This window comes from Marinobacter sp. G5_S1_61_S3 (assembly GCF_054968585.1).
Genome location: NZ_JBQKUK010000004.1, coordinates 118,592 through 135,288, shown reverse-complemented (window position 1 = coordinate 135,288; position 16,697 = coordinate 118,592). Strand labels below are relative to the sequence as shown.

Here is a 16,697-nt window from a genome sequence, read left to right as displayed (position 1 = left end):
CCATGCAATGACCAAACGAACGAAAAACACCATATGCCTCTGGTACAACGGCGATGCTGAGGAGGCGGCAAATTTCTACGCCAGAACCTTCCCGGATTCGTCCGTGGATGCTGTAAATCATGCGCCGGCAGACTACCCATCAGGCTCGGAAGGGGATGTACTAACGGTGGAGTTTACCGTGCTGGGCATTCCCTGCCTCGGGCTCAATGGCGGGCCCATCTTCACACACAGCGAAGCGTTTTCATTCCAGGTGGCCACCGCGGATCAGGAGGAAACCGATCGCTACTGGAACGCGATTGTGGGCAACGGCGGTGAGGAAAGTGCCTGCGGCTGGTGCCGGGACAAGTGGGGTATTTCCTGGCAGATTACGCCGCAGGTGCTGTCGGACGCCATTGCCGACCCGGACCGCGCAACCGCGAAACGGGTGTTCGAGGCCATGATGACGATGGGGAAGATCGATGTTGCGGCTATTGAGGCGGCACGGCGAGGGTAGAAACACAGCTACGCCTACACAACCTCCGGAAACGCCGACACTAGGAAATCCACCAGCGCCCTCACCTTGGGAGTGACGAACTTGCGGGTGGGGTAGACCGCGTACACACCCAGTTCGTCGGAGCGGTAATCCGGCATCAGCTCCACCAGTCGGCCTGCGTCCAGGTCATCCTGCACCAGGAAACTGGGCTGGTGGATCACCCCTTGACCGGCCAGGGCGGCGGCACAGCAGGTTTCGCCGTTGTTGGCATGCATCCAGGGGCGTATCCGTGTGCTCACTGATCCATCGGGGCCGTCAAAATGCCAGTCGTTACCCGTGGCCAGGTTGCTGTAGGCGATGATCTTATGATGGATCAGATTCTCGGGATGTTCTGGCGTGCCGTGGGCGCTGAGGTATCCGGGAGAGGCGCAGACAACAAGCCGCGTGGTGGTGAGACGCCGGCTGACCAGGGTGGAATTTCTCAAGCTGGCAATTCGGATCGCCAGATCAAAGCCTTCCTCAACAATATCCACAATGCGGTCGGACAGGTCGATGTTGAGTTCCACATCCGGATATTCACTATGAAACTGCCCCCACACGGGCGCCAGGTGGCGAATGCCAAAACTCACCGGGGCATTGATGCGCAACACTCCCTTGGCGACGCCGCTACGTGAGGTTAGTTCTGCCTCCGCCTCTTCCACTCCCGCCAGCAGTTCCCGGCATCGCACGTAGAACACTTCCCCTTCCGCGGTCAGCGACAGTCGCCGGGTGGTGCGGTGAAGAAGTCGCACCCCAAGCCGGGATTCGAGTTCACCAACGTAGCGGGATACGGCGGCTTTCGACATCCCCATTGCCTCCGAGGCGGCCACGAAACTGCTCTCGTCCACAACGGCGCAGAAGGTCTGCATCTCCAGCAATCTATCCATTCTATTGTTCCGATTTTTGAGACAGTTAATCCAATAAAAGCATGTTTATCCCAAAATAAGATATTCGTAAAGTATCCCCATGCTCAACGCACATCTCATACACAAGGAAACAGGATCATGAACAATACATTCCTCAACAAACTGCTCGACACCAACGCTGGCTGGGGCGCGCTTGCCCTGCGCATTCCCGTCGGCATCATTTTCGTGGCTCACGGCGCCCAGAAGCTGTTTGGCTGGTTCGGTGGCTACGGACTGGAAGGCACCGGGCAGTGGTTGGATTCCATCGGCCTGAGCCCGGGTTACCTCATGGCTCTTCTGGCCGGTGGCACCGAGTTCCTGGGCGGCTTGGCTCTCATTATTGGGCTACTGGTTCGCCCCGCCAGTGCAGCACTGGCCTTCGCCATGTTGATTGCCATCTTCAGCGTGCATTTCCAGAATGGCCTGTTCATGAGCAACAACGGTTATGAATTCGCGCTGGCACTACTGGCGGCTTCAGTGTCCCTGCTGTTTAGCGGTGCCGGGCACGCTTCCGTAGACCGTTTGGCAACGAAATAAACAGGAGTATCGCGCCATGACCAGTCTGTTCGTATCCCACGGCGCTCCCACCTTCGCACTGGAGCCGGGCCTGGCAGGCCCGGCCCTCTCGCAGCTTGGAACGCAACTGCCCCGACCAACAGCGGTGCTGGTGGTGTCGCCCCACTGGATGACACAGGAAGTGCAGGTGGGGCTGTCAGAGGTACCGGCTACCATCCATGACTTTCGAGGCTTTGAGCCCGCCATGTACGAACTGGAATACCCGGCGCATGGTCATCCCTCGCTCGCAAAGAAGGCACTGTCCCTACTGGATAACGACGGATGGAAGCCCGTCGCCGATGCCCATCGCGGCCTGGACCATGGTGCCTGGGTGCCGCTGACGTACCTGTACCCGGGCGCGTCGGTGCCGGTGTTCCAGGTGTCTCTGCCAGCAAACCTCGACAGCCAGTCCGCCTACCAACTGGGCCAAGTGCTGGCGCCGCTGCAAGAGGAAGGTGTGCTGATCGTCGGTTCGGGCAGTCTGACTCATAACCTCTACGAGGTACGCTGGAGGGATAACAACAGTGCAGAGTACGCAAAGGCCTTTAGCCAATGGGTTCGTGAAGCGGTTCTGGAAAATGACCAGGCACGCCTGATAAACGCTCTGGCGCTCGCGCCCCATGCCCGGCGCGCGCACCCCACCACGGAGCATTTTCTGCCGTTGCTGGTTGCACTGGGTGCCGCTGGCCCCGACGCACGCGGCTCGGTCATCGAGGGCGGCATTGAGCATGGTGTGCTGTCGATGGATTCCTTTATCTTTCGCAATGCCTGAAACCCGGAACCTTTGCTGCCGTATCTAATTCCGTTGCCCTGAACTGACCGATAACGGTAAAGTTCCTGCAGCAAAACGGATGCGGGGATGACCAGCCCCATGGATACGGGTGGAATGTGACACTACAACGGCACAATCGATGGCCTGTATGGATAGCCCTGCTATCCATGCTGCTCATCTATCTGGGGCCATTGCTCACCAAAGCCCAGCTGCCCCAGCACGCCGAACCAACGCATCACTCGGCCGAGCCTTCCCATCACGCCAAGCACAAACACCACGGCCACCCACCTGAGCACGCTCCCGACAAGCATTCTGACCCGTTCGAGCACCTGGCCCATGGGGACTGTGGCTACTGCGTTTTGCTCACCAAACTGCCGGCCATGTCACCCCAGGGCGCCCAAGGTGCGCCTTCAGACCATACTGGCAGCCGTCACCCTGCATCGCTGACCTCGATCTCTGCCCCACGGGGCATTCCAAGTTTTCCCAACGCGCCTGTTCGCGCCCCACCGCTCATCGTCTGACCTCCGCACTTTCCCTTTAAATCCGTAGTGAGGAAGACTATGAACGAATCACGATCCACCGGCGCTGCGCGCTGGGGATACACTCTGCTTTTGCGCCTGCATTTCTACGCAGGACTTCTCGTTGGCCCGTTTATATTCGTGGCCGCCCTTTCAGGCGCGCTGTTCGCACTGACGCCACAGATTGAAAGCTGGCTCTACCACACCGAACTGACCACCGAGTTCACTGGCAATACTCACCCACTGGCCGACCAGATCGGGGCTGCACGGAGCCATATTGGCAACGACGCCGCCCTCGCTGCAGTCCGCCCGGCACCAGAAGCGGGACAAACCACGCGGGTCATGTTTGTGGTGGAGGGCCTGCAACCCTACGAACATCAGGCAGTATTTGTGGACCCGGTTTCCCTGGCGATTCGCGGTGACCTGGTGGTTTACGGCACCAGCGGCACCTTGCCGTTCCGCATCTGGATCGATTATGTACACCGGCATTTGCATTTGGGTGAGGTTGGTCGCTACTACAGCGAACTGGCCGCCTCCTGGCTCTGGCTGGTGGCACTGGGGGGCCTGTTCCTGTGGTGGCGACGCCGTTCAGCCCGCCGAAGCGGCAAGGACACAGACCGAAGTACACTTCGCAAGTGGCATAGTCGTATTGGCGTAGTGTTGTTGATGGCCTTTCTGTTCTTCTCGGTGACCGGCCTGACCTGGTCCAAGTGGGCCGGTGCCAATATTGCCGAACTGCGCGCGCAACTGGATTGGGGCACACCAGGGCTGAACACGCAGATCGCCGATTCAGCAGCCGCTCAGGCTCACAGCCATGGGGAACACGCCGGGCACGGAATGGCCATGCCAATGGCCACGGGCAGAGACAACGCAGCCACCTATGATGCCGTACTGGAACGTGCCCGGGCTGCGGGCATCGATGCCGGCATGGTGGAAATCAAGCCGTCGGCAGACGCTACCCGCGCCTGGGTGGTTCGTGAAATCGACCGCAGCTGGCCGACACAGGTGGATATGGTGGCGGTCGATCCCAAGTCCATGGCTGTGACCGACCGGGTGGATTTCGAAACCTTCCCGATCGCCGCCAAACTCACCCGCTGGGGTATCGACGCCCACATGGGCATTCTGTTTGGCATGGCCAACCAGCTCTTTGTGGCGGCCTGCGCCTTGGGTCTGTGCGTGATGATCGCGTTGGGCTATCGAATGTGGTGGCAGAAGCGCCCGACGCGAGGGGCATCCAATCATCGGTCCGCCCAGCGGGTGTGGACAGAATTGCTCAAGGCACCTCCCCTGGCAATGCTGGCCATGGCGATAGTTGCGGTCGGAGTAGGATGGTTCGCGCCGGTGATGGGCGTCAGCCTTGGGGTGTTTCTTGTTGTGGATGGGTTGCTGGCCTTCCGGAGCTACAAGCAAAGCGAACAAGCAACTTCCGAATACAGTTGACAATCTCCTGCTCCCTGTGATGTTATCACCGGTAACAATGTTATCGGTGATAACTTATGACTGTTAGCTCCACCTCACTCAAAACCAATTACCACCATGGTGACCTGCCTCAACAGGCGCATCAGTTAGCCCTGGAAATTCTGCGGGAACATGGCGATACGGCGATCAGCCTGCGAGCCCTGGCCAAGCAGATCGGGGTCAGTGCACCTGCGCTGTATCGACACTTCGTTGACCGGGACAGCCTGCTCGCAGAGCTCGCCATTACCGGTTTCAGTGCACTACGGGAACGACTGCTCGCCGTTGATCAAAGCGACCCCAGGCGGGCACTGATTGATATCGGCCTGGTTTACGTGTCGTTCGCCCGGGACGAACCCAATTTGTACCGGCTGATGTTTGGCGGGCGGGTGCTGCCCAAAGGTATTCACCCGCGCCTGGACACCGCCGGAAAGGGAGCTTTCCAAGTCCTGGAAGACACCATTGCACAAGCGCAGGCGGTCGGTTACGTCAAACCGATTCCGTTGTCACTGATGACAGCTGCCGCCTGGTCCCTTGTACATGGCCTGTCCCAGTTGTCTATCGACGGGCACCTGCCCAGCACGAAGGCGGAACCTCACCTGACCGAAGGTGTTGTCACACTCCTGCTCGATGGCTCAATTGCCGAAAACAAACAACACAATAAGGACACCACGTCATGAGTAGCCCCAAACCCAGTACTATCCGTGTCGGGCGCCGTTATCGCGCCAATCGTCTTGATGGCCCCTACGACGCCATTGTCATCGGCTCCGGTATTGGCGGGCTCACCACCGCCGCCTGTATGAGCAAAATGGGTAAAAAAGTGGTGGTGTTCGAGCAGCATTACACCGCCGGGGGCTTTACACACAGCTACGATCGCAACGGCTACGAATGGGATGTAGGTGTGCATTACATTGGGGATGTGGGCGCGGACCACACCCTGAGCAAACGCCTGTTCGACCACATTACCGACGGCCAGTTGAAGTGGGCGCCTATGGACAGCCACTTTGACCGCATCTTTATTGGTAACCGCCACGTGGATCTTGTCGCCGGCCCGGACGCCTTCAAAGCAGAGTTGAAGAAGGAATTTCCCGGCGAGGAACAAGCCATCGATACCTACCTGGGTTATCTGCGGCAAGTGGCCAAGGCCATGCCCGGGCTGGTGATCGGCAAGGTACTTCCGGACCTGGCCGCCGGCCCCCTACGCAAGCTGGTCGACCGCACCGCGCCTGCGTTCCTCAACAAGCCCACTCGAGAAGTTCTGGAAGGCCTGACCAACAACCAGGAACTGATCGCGGTGCTCACTGGCCAGTGGGGCGACAACGGCCTGCCACCAGCAGAATCCAGTTTCATCATCCACGCCCTGATTGCCCGCCACTACCTGTACGGCGGCTACTACCCCATCGGCGGTGCCTCTGAAATGGCGAAGACCATTATTCCGGTCATCCAGCAGAGTGGCGGGGAAGTGTTCACCTATGCCGACGTAAAAGAAATTCTGATCGAAAAAGGCAAGGCCGTGGGTGTGCGCATGGCAGACGGCGAGGACGTTCGTGCCCCGCTGGTGATCAGCAATGCCGGCGTATTCAACACGTTCGACAAACTGCTGCCGGAAACCTCACCCCACCGGGACTATTACCAGGAAAAGCTGAAAACCGTGGAACGCTCGATGGCCAGCAACTGCCTGTACATCGGCCTGGAAGATACCGCTGAGAACCTGAAGTTGCCGAAAACCAACTACTGGATCTATCCGGGCACCAACTACGAGAAGCAGGTCAGCGACTTTGTGGCCGCGCCGGACGAACACGACATTCCGCTGACGTACATCTCGTTCCCTTCCGCCAAAGACCCAAGCTTTGCCGAGCGCTATCCCGGCCGCGCCACGATCGAGATCGTCGCCCCCGGGCCTTATGACTGGTACGAAGACTGGGCGGACGAAACCTGGGGCAAGCGGGGTGACGAGTATGAGGCGAAGAAAGAAGCCTACGCCCAGCGGCTACTGGCGAAGCTGTATGAGAAGTTCCCGCATCTGGAAGGCAAGGTGGATTACTACGAGCTGTCGACGCCGCTGTCTACCGATTACTTCTGCCGCTACAGCAAGGGCGAGATCTATGGCCTGAACCATTCGCCCAGCCGCTTTGAACAGGACTGGCTGAAGCCCAAGACCCGCATTCCCGGCCTGTACCTGACCGGCCAGGATGTGATGACCTGCGGTGTGGCCGGGGCAATGATCGGCGGCCTGCTCGCCACCGTGGCGGTCAGTGGCCTGAAGGGGTTGCCATTGGCGAAGAGGATGTTTGTGGGGTAAATCCTCACTCACAACATTCCAGCAACCGCGTGGCATGCTCCCGCAACGCATCCTTGAGCCCATCCGGCTTGAGGATGGTAAACCGGAACGGGAGCTGTGCCAGCCACCAGGAAAACCACTCAAAGCTGTCGGTTTGGGTGGTTAGCAACAAGCCATCTTCACGCTGTTCGAATCCCTCCGCACAGGAGGAATGAAAACCAAACACGGCTGAGGCCGACTCACGGTCCGTATGGAGCACCAGCGACACCTCGTGGGTACGCCCCCAGGACAGGAAGCTCTCACTCAGGAAATCCGCCGCATCAAAATCCGGTGGCCGCTGAAAAGTGGCCGTTAACAGATGGACATGGCTGATGCGGTCCAGCCGGAACGAGCGCATGGCCTGGCGGAGATGGCAAAAGCCAGTTAGATACCAGCGCCCCTGACGGAACACCAGGCCGTAGGGATCCACGCTGCGGTCGATCCCGCCGTGGTCCGGGGAGTGGTAGGTAAACCCCACCGAGCGCATCGCTTCCGTGGCAACGGTCAGGGTTTGAAGGGCGCGGTCGTCCAGGCTGGGTTCGCCCCGGGGAAGGATCACCCGAGTGGTGTCGCTGACACCGCGTACCCGCTTTTTCAGGTTGGCCGGCATTACCCGTTCCAGCTTCGCCTGCACGCTGGCAATGGCCGGCGCAGCATCCGCCAGCCCAAGCTGTCGGGCGGCCAGCAGCCCGAGGGAGACCGCCAGGGTTTCCTCGTCGGTGAACATCATCGGCGGTAGCTTGAAGCCGGCCACCAGCCGGTATCCACCATAGCGCCCCTGCTCGGTCATCACCGGAATGCCCAGTTCTTCAAGCACCGTGATGTAGCGTCGGATGGTTCGCCGATCCACGCCCAGCCGCTCCGCCAGTTCGGCACCGCCAATCTGGCCGTGGGTCTGCAACAATTCCAACACGGTTAACACGCGGGTCGTGGGACCAGACATCGTGGCCTACCTCCTGGCAGCTTTTCGGCTTTTCTACATTAAAAATGCATCTTCCCATTTATCTAGGACAGATATTCGCCTAATTCCACATTAATCTGATCTCGCAGTAACCCATACCCCTGAAAAAAACAGGCTCGAAAAGGAGATCAGCATGTCGGAACTCACCTTTTACACCCACCCCATGTCACGTGGCCGCGTTGTACGCTGGATGTTGGAAGAAGTCGGTATCCCCTACACGGTAGAGACGATGGATTTCGGCCCGGACATGAAAACCCCGGAATACCTGGCCATCAATCCCATGGGCAAGGTGCCCGCCATCAAACACGGCAGCACCATTGTGACCGAGGTGGCGGCCATCTGCGCTTACCTGGCGGACCAGTTCCCCGACAAGAAGCTTGCCCCACCGGCTGCCTCTCCGGAACGTGGCGCCTATTACCGCTGGCTGTTTTTCATGGCGGGCCCTTTCGAGATGGCTACCAGTGCGCTGGCCCACGGCTGGAAGATCGACAGCACAAACGTGCAGGCCGTCGGTTGCGGCCGGGTGGAAGACAGTATCAACACGCTGGAGAAAGTGTTGGGCAAGAGTCCCTACATTTGCGGTGACGCGTTTACCGCAGCGGATGTGCTGGTCAGCAGTTACCTGTGGTGGGAAACCATGCAGAAAAACATTCCGCCGAACAAGGTATTCCAGGAGTACATCCAACGCACGGAAAGCCGGCCAGCGGCCAAGCGTGCCAATGAGCTGGATGATGCCCTGGTGGAGTCGATGAAAGCTGTCACAGCCTGACGATCAGGCGGTAGCAGCCGGCGATACTGGGCATAATCCTCCGGGTACATTCAGTACCCAATCGCGGATGGCCTGTATCGTCGGGTCCTGCCGGCGGCTTTCCGGGTACACCAGGTAAAATGGTTTGCCTTCCAGCTCCGGACCGAAGGGCTGTACCAGCCGTCCTTCGGCCAACTCATCCTCAATCAACGGCCGGCTCATCAGTGCCACGCCCTGGCCACCCACGGCAGCGGAAATGGTGTGGGTCTCGTCCGAGAACACCAAACCGGCACTGACATCCAGCCCGGATAGCCCCGCCTGCTTCTGCCAGCCTGCCCAGTCTACCGGGCTCACCGACACTCGCTGCGGCCGGAAGTGGATCAGCGGATGATTCGGTAAATCCTCCATCCTCGTCAGCCCAAGATGGGGACTGCAGGCAGGAATAAAGGTGTTATCGAACAGCTTCTCCGCAACCAGGCCCGGCCATTGCCCATCTCCATAGCGAATGGCGAGGTCCGCCGTCACCCCATCCAGGGCCACGGCTTCGTGTGAGGCGTGAATGCGCAGGTCAATGTCCGGATGGCTGTCCCGCAACATACACACCCAGGACAACAACCAGCGCACCGCCACAGCCGGCGTGGTCGACAGGGTCACCGCCTGTCGCGACGGCACTGCCTTCAATCGCTCGATGGCATTGCCGATGTTGTCGAAGGCGGTTCCCAGCACTTCCTGTAAATCCCGCCCCTTAGGCGTCAGCAACAGTTGCCGGGGTTTACGAACGAACAGCTCCACCCCAAGCGCCTCTTCAAGCCCGCGAATCTGATGACTGATCGCCGTGGCGGTCACCGAAAGTTCCTGGGCAGCCTGTTTGGCACTCTCATGGCGGGCGGCGGCCTCAAAGGCTCGCAGGGCGGACAGCGAAGGCAAGCGGCGGGGATTCATGAATGAGCTCACCTCATCTATAGGCGAAAGAAATCATCGTTTGTGGCCCTCTAAGTATGACTTTAGGCTTAATTCACCGTCAACAACAGATGAATTTTCATACAACCGAATGGAGCTCCGCATGACTCATATCCTGCAACTCGACGCCTCTGCCCGCCCTGGCCGCGCCGGCATCCACGAACACGGCTCCCACAGCCGCAGCCTGACACACCGGTTAGTTTCCCGGTGGCAGGCTCAACGCCCTGGCGATACCGTGACCTACCGAGATATCGGCGGCACGCCCCCATCCTTCATTGATCAGCAATGGATACAGGCGGCCTTTGCTCCACCCGAAAAGCACGAGCCCTGGATGAACGACACCCTGGCAGAAAGTGACCAACTGATCGATGAACTGATCGCCTCGGACATCCTGGTCATTGGCGCGCCACTCTATAATTTTGGTATGCCAGCGGCTCTGAAAGCATGGGTGGACCTGGTTGTTCGTATGGGCAGGACCGTGGAGTACGACCCATCCACCCCAGAAGCCCCCTTCACAGCACTGCTAGCAGACCGCCCCCGCCACGCGGTCATCCTGTCTTCCCGTGGCGGGGCTGGATTCGAGCCTGGAGGGGGGCTGGCACATATGAATCACCTTGAACCAGGCCTGACCACGGTGCTTGAGTTTATAGGCATCACCAATGTGCACAGCATTGCCATTGAAAATCAGGAGGAAGGCGGCGAGGTGTTGGCGCAATCCGTTGCCGAGGCAGAACAACAGGTGGATGAACTGGTGCTGGCGTTGCAGGAAACACTCACCAAGGCGACACCTGCCATGACGTCGTCATCACTGGTAGGCTCGATGTAATCGCCAACAAGGACATTGCATGCTCTGCTTCAGCTATGGCTCCAACATGTCGCAACGACGACTCCAGGCCCGGGTTCCATCAGCCCGATTCATAGCTGTCGCAGAGCTTACAGCCCATCGGCTCCGCTTCCACAAATCCGCCAGCGACGGCTCCGCCAAATGCAACGCGGAAGAGACCGGCAACCCGGGGGACTGGGTGACCGGCGTGGTGTACGAAATTGATGATTCAGAGAAACCAGACCTGGACCGGCATGAGGCATTGGGGTTTGGCTACGATGAGAAGCAGGTTGAGCTGAAAACCGAACAAGGCACCCTGCACGCCTGGATGTATTATGCCACCCGCATCAACAACTCACTTAAACCCTTCCACTGGTACAAGGACCACGTGCTCATCGGCGCCCGGGAAAACGGCTTGCCGGCGGACTACATTGCGCAGATCGAAGCCGTGGAGTCCATTGATGACCCCAAACCAGAGCGGCACGCCCGGGAGCTGTCGATTTACAGCAACACATAGGCTGCCGGCTTCCTTACACCCCCAACCGATCCCGCAACGCGTAATACCAGGCCCCTATTGCCGTCAAAGGTACCCGAAACGCCCGCCCTCCCGGAAACGGGTAATGCGGCAGGCTGGCGAAGGCGTCGAAACGTTCGGCCTGGCCCTGGATGGCCATTGCCAACGCCTTGCCCGCAACATGGGTAAAGGTTACGCCATGGCCGGAGCAGCCCTGGGAATAAAACACGTTGTTCTGCAGCCGGCCCATTTGCGGCAGGCGTGACAGGGTGAGCAGGAAGTTGCCGGTCCAGGCGTAGTCGATCTTCACATCGGCCAGCTGCGGGAACGTTTTCAGCATATTGGGGCGAATCAGCCGTTCGATGTTGGCCGGGTCGCGAGCACCGTAGACCACACCACCGCCGTAGATCAGCCGCTTGTCGCCGGACAGGCGGAAATAATCCAGCAGGTAGTTGCAGTCTTCCACGCAGTTGTCCTGCGGCAGGAGTTGTCTGGCGAGGGCATCGTCCAACGGTTCGGTAGCGACGATCTGAGAGCCGCAGGGCATGGACTTGGCGCCCAGTTCCGGCACCAGTCCGCCGAGATAGGCATTGCCCGCCAGCACCACAAACCCTGCCCGCACTTCGCCTTGATCGGTTTTCACCGTGGCAAGTTGGCCATGAACAATGTCAGTAACGGCTGAATGTTCGTGGATCACGCCACCGAGGGATTCCAGGGCAGCCGCCTCGCCCAGGGCCAGGTTCAGGGGATGGATGTGGCCGCCGGTGTGATCAATCGCACCGCCGACATAGCGCTCGGTGCCAACCCGGGCACGAATTCCTTCCCGGTCCAGCAGTTCCAGGTCCCAGTACCCGAACCGCCGCCAGAGTGCCTGTTGATCCTCCAGATGGACGAGCTGCCGTGCGTTCAGGGCCGCGAAAATGCCGCCCTCTTTCAGGTCGCACTGGATGCCGTAATCCCGTACCCGTTGACGAATGATCTGGCTGCCTTCAAACGCCATGGACGCCAAGTGGGTCAGGTGATCCGCTGTGGTCTGGCGTTCGATTGCGTCGAGGTCACGGCTGAAGCTGTTGACGATCTGGCCGCCGTTGCGGCCGGAGGCACCCCAACCCACGGTAACGGCTTCGAGCACCACCACACTGAAACCGGCTTCGGCCAGGAACAATGCGGTAGACAACCCGGTGTAACCAGCACCGACCACGCACACATCAGCCTCGCAAACGCCCTGAAGCGCCGGCCGTGCCGGGGCCGGATTGGCCGATGCCGCGTAATAGGATGGAACCGGGGAATAATGGGTCATGGAGTTGTGCCAAATGGGTTATCAAAAAGGGTTCTTTGGCAGGCGATGAAAAGGGCAATCCTGTCGCCCGCCGAGCCCAGTCTATGCCGGCTTTCAGCCCACGGGAAGACACGTTCTTGTACCTATATGGAAGGCCGTCGACGCGGCTCAAACACCTGCTATGATGACGACATTCCTTTGCCTTCGAGGCCGCCATGTCTGACCCTGTATCCACCAATGCCATTTCCGGAACACCCACTAGCCAGAACGAATGGCAGGCAATGGCCGACACCCTCGCCATAGAGGGCCGCGCCTATGTAAAGGGCAGTTATCGCTGGGCGGTAAACGGTGAAACCTTTCCGTCGATCAGCCCGGTAAACGGCCGCGAACTGGCCCAAGTGGCCAGTTGCGACAAAGCCGATGCGGACAAAGCCGTAGCCATCGCCCGAAAAGTCTTTGAGCGCGGCGACTGGCGTGAGCTGGCCCCGGCCAAACGCAAAGCTGTGCTGATTCGCTTTGCGGAATTGATCGAAGCCCACGGCGACGAACTGGCCCTGCTGGATACCCTGGATATGGGCAAACCCATCAGCCATGCCCGTACGGTGGACGTACCGGCCACCGCCCGCGCCATACGCTGGACCGCCGAAGCCATCGACAAGGTGTATGGGGAACTCGCCCCCACGCCCCATAACCAGATCGGCATGATTTCCCGGGAGCCTATGGGTGTGGTGGCCGCCATCGTGCCCTGGAACTTCCCGATGATCATGGCGGCCTGGAAAATCGCGCCGGCGCTGGCCACCGGGAACTCAGTGATCCTCAAACCCTCGGAAAAATCGCCGCTCACAGCCATTCGCCTGGCTGCACTGGCCACCGAAGCCGGCATACCCGACGGCGTGTTCAACGTACTCCCCGGTTTCGGCCATACCGTGGGTAAGGCCCTGGCCTTGCACATGGACGTGGACTGCTTGGTGTTCACCGGTTCCACCAACGTGGCCAAGCAACTGATGGTCTACGCCGGCCAGTCCAACATGAAACGGGTGTGGCTGGAGGCCGGCGGCAAGAGCCCCAACATCGTGTTTGCGGATGCCCCGGACCTGAAAAAAGCCGCCGCCGAAGCCGCCAGTGCCATCGCCTTCAACCAGGGCGAAGTCTGCACCGCCGGTAGCCGTTTGCTGGTGGAGGAAAGCATCCGCACCGAATTCGTTGGGCTTATCCGCGAGGCCCTGAAAACCTGGCGCCCCGGCCATCCGCTGGACCCAGCCACCACCTGCGGCGCCATCGTCGACCAGGCTCAGCTTGATCGCATCATCGACTACATCGGCATTGGCCAGTCGGAAGGGGCAACACTGGTGGAAGGCGGTCAACGAGTGATGGCAGAGACCGGAGGTCTGTTCGTGCAGCCCACGGTGTTCGATGGCGTGAACAACCGCATGCGCATTGCCTCGGAGGAAATCTTCGGGCCGGTGCTCTCGGTGATCGGTTTCACCACCGCCGAGGAGGCCATCGAGATTGCCAACGATTCCATCTATGGGCTCGCAGCAGCCGTATGGACCTCCAATATCAATACCGCCCACAAAGTGGCCAAGGCACTGCGGGCCGGCAGTGTGTGGATCAACCACTACGACGGCGGCGACATGACTGCACCGTTCGGAGGTTTCAAGCAGTCCGGCAACGGGCGCGACAAGTCCCTGCATGCATTCGATAAATACACGGAACTGAAGGCCACCTGGCTGGTGCTTGAATAGTTCCCACGAAAAACGGCGCCCTGTGGCGCCGTTATCGGATGACGGGAAGCCATTAAACCGTATGCAGGTACCAGAGATATTCGAGATCTGAGATGGTCATCTCGAACTCGTTCAGTTCGTGCTCCTTGCAGGCGACGAACACATCCAGAAATTCCCTTCCCAGATAGTCCGCCATCACCGGCGACTGACCGAGCTCCCGCAACGCATCCCGCAGGTTATTCACCAGACTGGCTTCGTGCTGTTCGTGGGCATTGCCCACGGTCACGGGCGGTGGCTCGATGCGGTTGGAAATACCGTAGTGAATGCCCGCCAACACCGCCGCCATCAGCAGGTACGGGTTGGCATCAGCACCCGCAACGCGGTGCTCAATCCTCAGCGCCTCGGGATCTCCACCCGGCAGGCGCAGGCTGGCCGTGCGGTTATCCACGCCCCAGGTCGCCGCACTGGGCACGTAATACTCCGGGCTAAACCGGCGGTAGGAGTTGATGTTGGGGCAGAACAGCGCCATGGCGTCGTTCATGGTGGCCACAAGCCCACCAACGGCCCAGCGCAGCATGTCGTTAGGTTGCTCGGCGTCGCCGGCAAATACATTGCGCCCTTCCCCATCAATCAGGCTGACATGCAGGTGCATGCCGCTACCCGCCTGGTTGTGATACGGCTTGGCCATGAAGGTGGTGTCCATCTCATGGTCGTAGGCCATATTCTTGATCAGGCGTTTGAGCAGGGTGGCGTGGTCGCAGGCCTGCACGGCGTCATCCACGTAATGCAGGTTCACCTCAAACTGGCCAGGGGCGGATTCCGCCACCAGGGCGTCCGCCGGCAACTCCTGCTCATGGGCCGCATCCAGCACATCCGCCAGAAATTCCGCGTATTCATCCAGGTCGTCAATGGAGTAGGCCTGGGTGCCCGCCGGGCGCTTGCCGGAAATGGGCGACTTGGGAGGCTGGGGTCGGCCGGCGAGGTTTTCCTGGTCGATCAGGTAGAACTCCAGCTCATAGGCGGCGACCGGGGTCAGGCCCAGTTCCTCGAACCGCTTGACGATGTTCTGCAGCACCACGCGCGGGTCCGCAAAAAAGGGTGTCTCACGATCCAGCTCATACATGGTCAGCAGCAGTTGGCCAGTGGGCCGCTTCTGCCAGGGTTCCATGGTGAGCGTACCGTCGATGGGCAGACACACTCGGTCCGCCTCGCCAATATCCAGGCCCAGACCGGTCTCTTCCACGGTGGTGCCCTGGATATTCAGGGCAAAGATGGACGCCGGCATGGCGATGCCCCGCTCAAACACCTTGGGCAGGGTTGAAGGGTCCACGCGTTTACCGCGGACAATGCCGTTCATATCCGGGATCAGCAGGTCAATAAACTGCAGTTCGGGGTGTGCCTGAAGGAATGCGTCAGCGCTCGCAAAACCAGAACCCATAAGGTCAGCCTTTCAAAACTCAAACAGGCCTGTGGCGAGGGGCCGGCACAGGAGATTTTCAAGGCTCCTTTATCCTGCTTTCCGGGGCAATTTGCAAGATAGGGACATACCACAGCGCGCCTAGTCATCCTGCTCCCGAATCTTGCCTTCGCGGATGTTCTCACGGGCTTCCTGGTGCTCGTCGCGGTCCGCTTCCGGAGCCTCGTGCTCATCCGCTCTTGAGGGGCGGAAGCACAGCGTGGTCAGTATCGGAAAGTGGTCGGAACCAAAGGGGGCGAGCCTTTCAATTCTGCCCAGCGTAAAATGCTCGGTGGTGAAGACGTGGTCCAGCGGCCAGCGCAGGTACCAGCGTTCGGCGTGAAAGCTGTTGAACATGCCCCGCCCCCGACGCGGGTCCAGCATGCCGCTGACGCGGCAAAACAGCCGCGTGGTGCGGGACCAGGCCACATCGTTCAGGTCACCGGCGACAATGGCGGGGTAACCATCTTTATGAATCTGTTGGCCGATCAGTAACAGTTCAGCATCCCGCCACAGGGACTCCTCACTTTCACTGGGTGCCGGTGGGCGCGGATGCACGGCGTGCAGTTTCACACGATCACCCGAGGGTAACCTCAACCAGCCGTGGATCGAAGGGATATCGTCCTGAATCAGGTAGCTCACCTCGGCCTCTTCCAACGGCAGCCTCGAATACAGATGCATGCCATAGAGGTTGTCCAGCGGCACGCGGATAATGGTCGGCCAGTCACCAAAAGCCGCATCCAGCTGATCGCCCCACCACTGATCCGATTCCAGAGTCAGCAACACATCTGGCCGGTGTTCCTGGACCTGGCGAATCAGACCCTCGCTGTTGCGGTTGGGCGTCAGTACGTTGGCAATCATCAATGTGACACAGCGGTCTTCCTGGCCGGACTCCGCTGATTGCACCTGCAGGGGCCATAAGCGTGTCCACGGCAAAATGCGGTACAGCTGCAACGCAAGCACCACCACCAATATCGCAAGCACCCACTTTTGCAGGCCATCGTTCTCCAGCCATAGCGCTGCGAACGCCACCAATACCGCCAGGCTGACAATCTGAACACGGGGGAACTCACAGGCACGGATCCACCAGTCATGAAGGCGCACTTTGCCGAGGACGGTCACCGCGAGCAGGGCGATGGCCAATGTCAGCAGGGTATAGTCGATCAAACAGGCCTCCGAGACAGAGTCGTATATCT

The 16,697-nt window shown here is 59.7% G+C and carries 17 protein-coding genes; 11 read left to right on the top strand and 6 right to left on the bottom strand.

Annotation, left to right across the window (positions count from 1 at the left end; genetic code table 11):
* Window positions 1-7 precede the first annotated feature (7 nt).
* On the top strand, window positions 8-493 hold the full coding sequence (locus tag ACTRWH_RS04975) for a VOC family protein (RefSeq protein ID WP_462826009.1): 486 nt from the start codon (window positions 8-10) through the stop codon (window positions 491-493).
* Between the two features lie 14 nt (window positions 494-507).
* On the opposite strand, the gene ACTRWH_RS04970 is transcribed toward ACTRWH_RS04975, so the two are convergent.
* Window positions 508-1,398 carry a LysR substrate-binding domain-containing protein gene (locus ACTRWH_RS04970; protein ID WP_462826008.1) on the bottom strand — a complete coding sequence of 297 codons (891 nt, stop codon included), beginning with the start codon at window positions 1,396-1,398 and terminating at the stop codon, window positions 508-510.
* 117 nt (window positions 1,399-1,515) lie between these two features.
* Between ACTRWH_RS04970 and ACTRWH_RS04965 the strand changes: the two genes are divergently transcribed.
* The 6 genes from ACTRWH_RS04965 (at window position 1,516) to ACTRWH_RS04940 (ending at window position 7,018) form a co-directional block, all read left to right on the top strand.
* Window positions 1,516-1,953, top strand: coding sequence for a DoxX family protein (locus ACTRWH_RS04965; protein WP_305936209.1), 438 nt, complete (start codon window positions 1,516-1,518; stop codon window positions 1,951-1,953).
* A gap of 16 nt (window positions 1,954-1,969) precedes the next feature.
* Window positions 1,970-2,743, top strand: coding sequence for a DODA-type extradiol aromatic ring-opening family dioxygenase (locus ACTRWH_RS04960; RefSeq protein ID WP_462826007.1), 774 nt, complete (start codon window positions 1,970-1,972; stop codon window positions 2,741-2,743).
* A 116-nt stretch (window positions 2,744-2,859) separates the two neighbouring features.
* Window positions 2,860-3,264, top strand: a complete 405-nt coding sequence (locus ACTRWH_RS04955; RefSeq protein ID WP_305936211.1) for a DUF2946 domain-containing protein — start codon at window positions 2,860-2,862, stop codon at window positions 3,262-3,264.
* 39 nt (window positions 3,265-3,303) lie between these two features.
* Complete coding sequence (locus ACTRWH_RS04950; protein ID WP_462826006.1) at window positions 3,304-4,701, top strand: PepSY domain-containing protein; 1,398 nt, start codon at window positions 3,304-3,306, stop codon at window positions 4,699-4,701.
* A 56-nt stretch (window positions 4,702-4,757) separates the two neighbouring features.
* On the top strand, window positions 4,758-5,396 hold the full coding sequence (locus ACTRWH_RS04945) for a WHG domain-containing protein (RefSeq protein WP_462826005.1): 639 nt from the start codon (window positions 4,758-4,760) through the stop codon (window positions 5,394-5,396).
* Entirely contained in the window at window positions 5,393-7,018 is a 1,626-nt protein-coding gene (locus ACTRWH_RS04940; RefSeq protein WP_041334351.1) for a phytoene desaturase family protein, read from the top strand. Before ACTRWH_RS04945 ends, ACTRWH_RS04940 begins: the two co-directional genes overlap by 4 nt.
* Window positions 7,019-7,022: 4 nt before the next feature.
* Here ACTRWH_RS04940 and ACTRWH_RS04935 read toward each other — a convergent pair whose 3' ends face one another.
* Window positions 7,023-7,979 carry a helix-turn-helix transcriptional regulator gene (locus ACTRWH_RS04935; RefSeq protein WP_041334349.1) on the bottom strand — a complete coding sequence of 319 codons (957 nt, stop codon included), beginning with the start codon at window positions 7,977-7,979 and terminating at the stop codon, window positions 7,023-7,025.
* A gap of 151 nt (window positions 7,980-8,130) precedes the next feature.
* Here ACTRWH_RS04935 and ACTRWH_RS04930 point away from each other — a divergent pair, with 151 nt between their 5' ends.
* Window positions 8,131-8,766, top strand: a complete 636-nt coding sequence (locus ACTRWH_RS04930) for a glutathione S-transferase family protein (RefSeq protein WP_075195398.1) — start codon at window positions 8,131-8,133, stop codon at window positions 8,764-8,766.
* A 3-nt stretch (window positions 8,767-8,769) separates the two neighbouring features.
* Here the strand turns inward: ACTRWH_RS04930 and gcvA are convergent, their stop codons facing one another.
* A complete protein-coding gene (gene gcvA / locus ACTRWH_RS04925) occupies window positions 8,770-9,687 on the bottom strand; it encodes a transcriptional regulator GcvA (RefSeq protein ID WP_462826004.1) in 918 nt (305 codons plus the stop codon).
* 121 nt (window positions 9,688-9,808) lie between these two features.
* On the opposite strand from gcvA, the gene ACTRWH_RS04920 reads away from it, so the two are divergent.
* Both ACTRWH_RS04920 and ACTRWH_RS04915 read left to right on the top strand, forming a co-directional pair.
* A complete protein-coding gene (locus ACTRWH_RS04920) occupies window positions 9,809-10,531 on the top strand; it encodes an NAD(P)H-dependent oxidoreductase (protein ID WP_462826003.1) in 723 nt (240 codons plus the stop codon).
* A 19-nt stretch (window positions 10,532-10,550) separates the two neighbouring features.
* A complete protein-coding gene (locus ACTRWH_RS04915; RefSeq protein ID WP_462826001.1) occupies window positions 10,551-11,045 on the top strand; it encodes a gamma-glutamylcyclotransferase in 495 nt (164 codons plus the stop codon).
* A gap of 13 nt (window positions 11,046-11,058) precedes the next feature.
* Here ACTRWH_RS04915 and ACTRWH_RS04910 read toward each other — a convergent pair whose 3' ends face one another.
* A complete protein-coding gene (locus ACTRWH_RS04910; RefSeq protein ID WP_462826000.1) occupies window positions 11,059-12,342 on the bottom strand; it encodes an FAD-dependent oxidoreductase in 1,284 nt (427 codons plus the stop codon).
* A 260-nt stretch (window positions 12,343-12,602) separates the two neighbouring features.
* Between ACTRWH_RS04910 and ACTRWH_RS04905 the strand changes: the two genes are divergently transcribed.
* A complete protein-coding gene (locus ACTRWH_RS04905) occupies window positions 12,603-14,066 on the top strand; it encodes an aldehyde dehydrogenase (RefSeq protein ID WP_379867383.1) in 1,464 nt (487 codons plus the stop codon).
* A 52-nt stretch (window positions 14,067-14,118) separates the two neighbouring features.
* Here the strand turns inward: ACTRWH_RS04905 and ACTRWH_RS04900 are convergent, their stop codons facing one another.
* Both ACTRWH_RS04900 and ACTRWH_RS04895 read right to left on the bottom strand, forming a co-directional pair.
* On the bottom strand, window positions 14,119-15,483 hold the full coding sequence (locus ACTRWH_RS04900) for a glutamine synthetase family protein (protein WP_273622785.1): 1,365 nt from the start codon (window positions 15,481-15,483) through the stop codon (window positions 14,119-14,121).
* 120 nt (window positions 15,484-15,603) lie between these two features.
* Entirely contained in the window at window positions 15,604-16,668 is a 1,065-nt protein-coding gene (locus ACTRWH_RS04895) for an endonuclease/exonuclease/phosphatase family protein (protein WP_305936218.1), read from the bottom strand.
* Window positions 16,669-16,697: the final 29 nt, after the last annotated feature.

What these genes read in the sequence shown, in the direction of transcription:
- ACTRWH_RS04945 (WP_462826005.1), top strand. Translation starts at nt 4,758, where the DNA reads ATGACTGTTAGCTCCACCTCACTCAAAACCAATTACCACCATGGTGAC.
- ACTRWH_RS04960 (WP_462826007.1), top strand. Translation starts at nt 1,970, where the DNA reads ATGACCAGTCTGTTCGTATCCCACGGCGCTCCCACCTTCGCACTGGAG.
- ACTRWH_RS04975 (WP_462826009.1), top strand. Translation starts at nt 8, where the DNA reads ATGACCAAACGAACGAAAAACACCATATGCCTCTGGTACAACGGCGAT.
- gcvA (WP_462826004.1), bottom strand. Translation starts at nt 9,687, where the DNA reads ATGAATCCCCGCCGCTTGCCTTCGCTGTCCGCCCTGCGAGCCTTTGAG.
- ACTRWH_RS04920 (WP_462826003.1), top strand. Translation starts at nt 9,809, where the DNA reads ATGACTCATATCCTGCAACTCGACGCCTCTGCCCGCCCTGGCCGCGCC.
- ACTRWH_RS04935 (WP_041334349.1), bottom strand. Translation starts at nt 7,979, where the DNA reads ATGTCTGGTCCCACGACCCGCGTGTTAACCGTGTTGGAATTGTTGCAG.
- ACTRWH_RS04910 (WP_462826000.1), bottom strand. Translation starts at nt 12,342, where the DNA reads ATGACCCATTATTCCCCGGTTCCATCCTATTACGCGGCATCGGCCAAT.
- ACTRWH_RS04970 (WP_462826008.1), bottom strand. Translation starts at nt 1,398, where the DNA reads ATGGATAGATTGCTGGAGATGCAGACCTTCTGCGCCGTTGTGGACGAG.
- ACTRWH_RS04905 (WP_379867383.1), top strand. Translation starts at nt 12,603, where the DNA reads ATGGCCGACACCCTCGCCATAGAGGGCCGCGCCTATGTAAAGGGCAGT.
- ACTRWH_RS04930 (WP_075195398.1), top strand. Translation starts at nt 8,131, where the DNA reads ATGTCGGAACTCACCTTTTACACCCACCCCATGTCACGTGGCCGCGTT.
- ACTRWH_RS04950 (WP_462826006.1), top strand. Translation starts at nt 3,304, where the DNA reads ATGAACGAATCACGATCCACCGGCGCTGCGCGCTGGGGATACACTCTG.
- ACTRWH_RS04965 (WP_305936209.1), top strand. Translation starts at nt 1,516, where the DNA reads ATGAACAATACATTCCTCAACAAACTGCTCGACACCAACGCTGGCTGG.
- ACTRWH_RS04940 (WP_041334351.1), top strand. Translation starts at nt 5,393, where the DNA reads ATGAGTAGCCCCAAACCCAGTACTATCCGTGTCGGGCGCCGTTATCGC.
- ACTRWH_RS04900 (WP_273622785.1), bottom strand. Translation starts at nt 15,483, where the DNA reads ATGGGTTCTGGTTTTGCGAGCGCTGACGCATTCCTTCAGGCACACCCC.
- ACTRWH_RS04915 (WP_462826001.1), top strand. Translation starts at nt 10,551, where the DNA reads ATGCTCTGCTTCAGCTATGGCTCCAACATGTCGCAACGACGACTCCAG.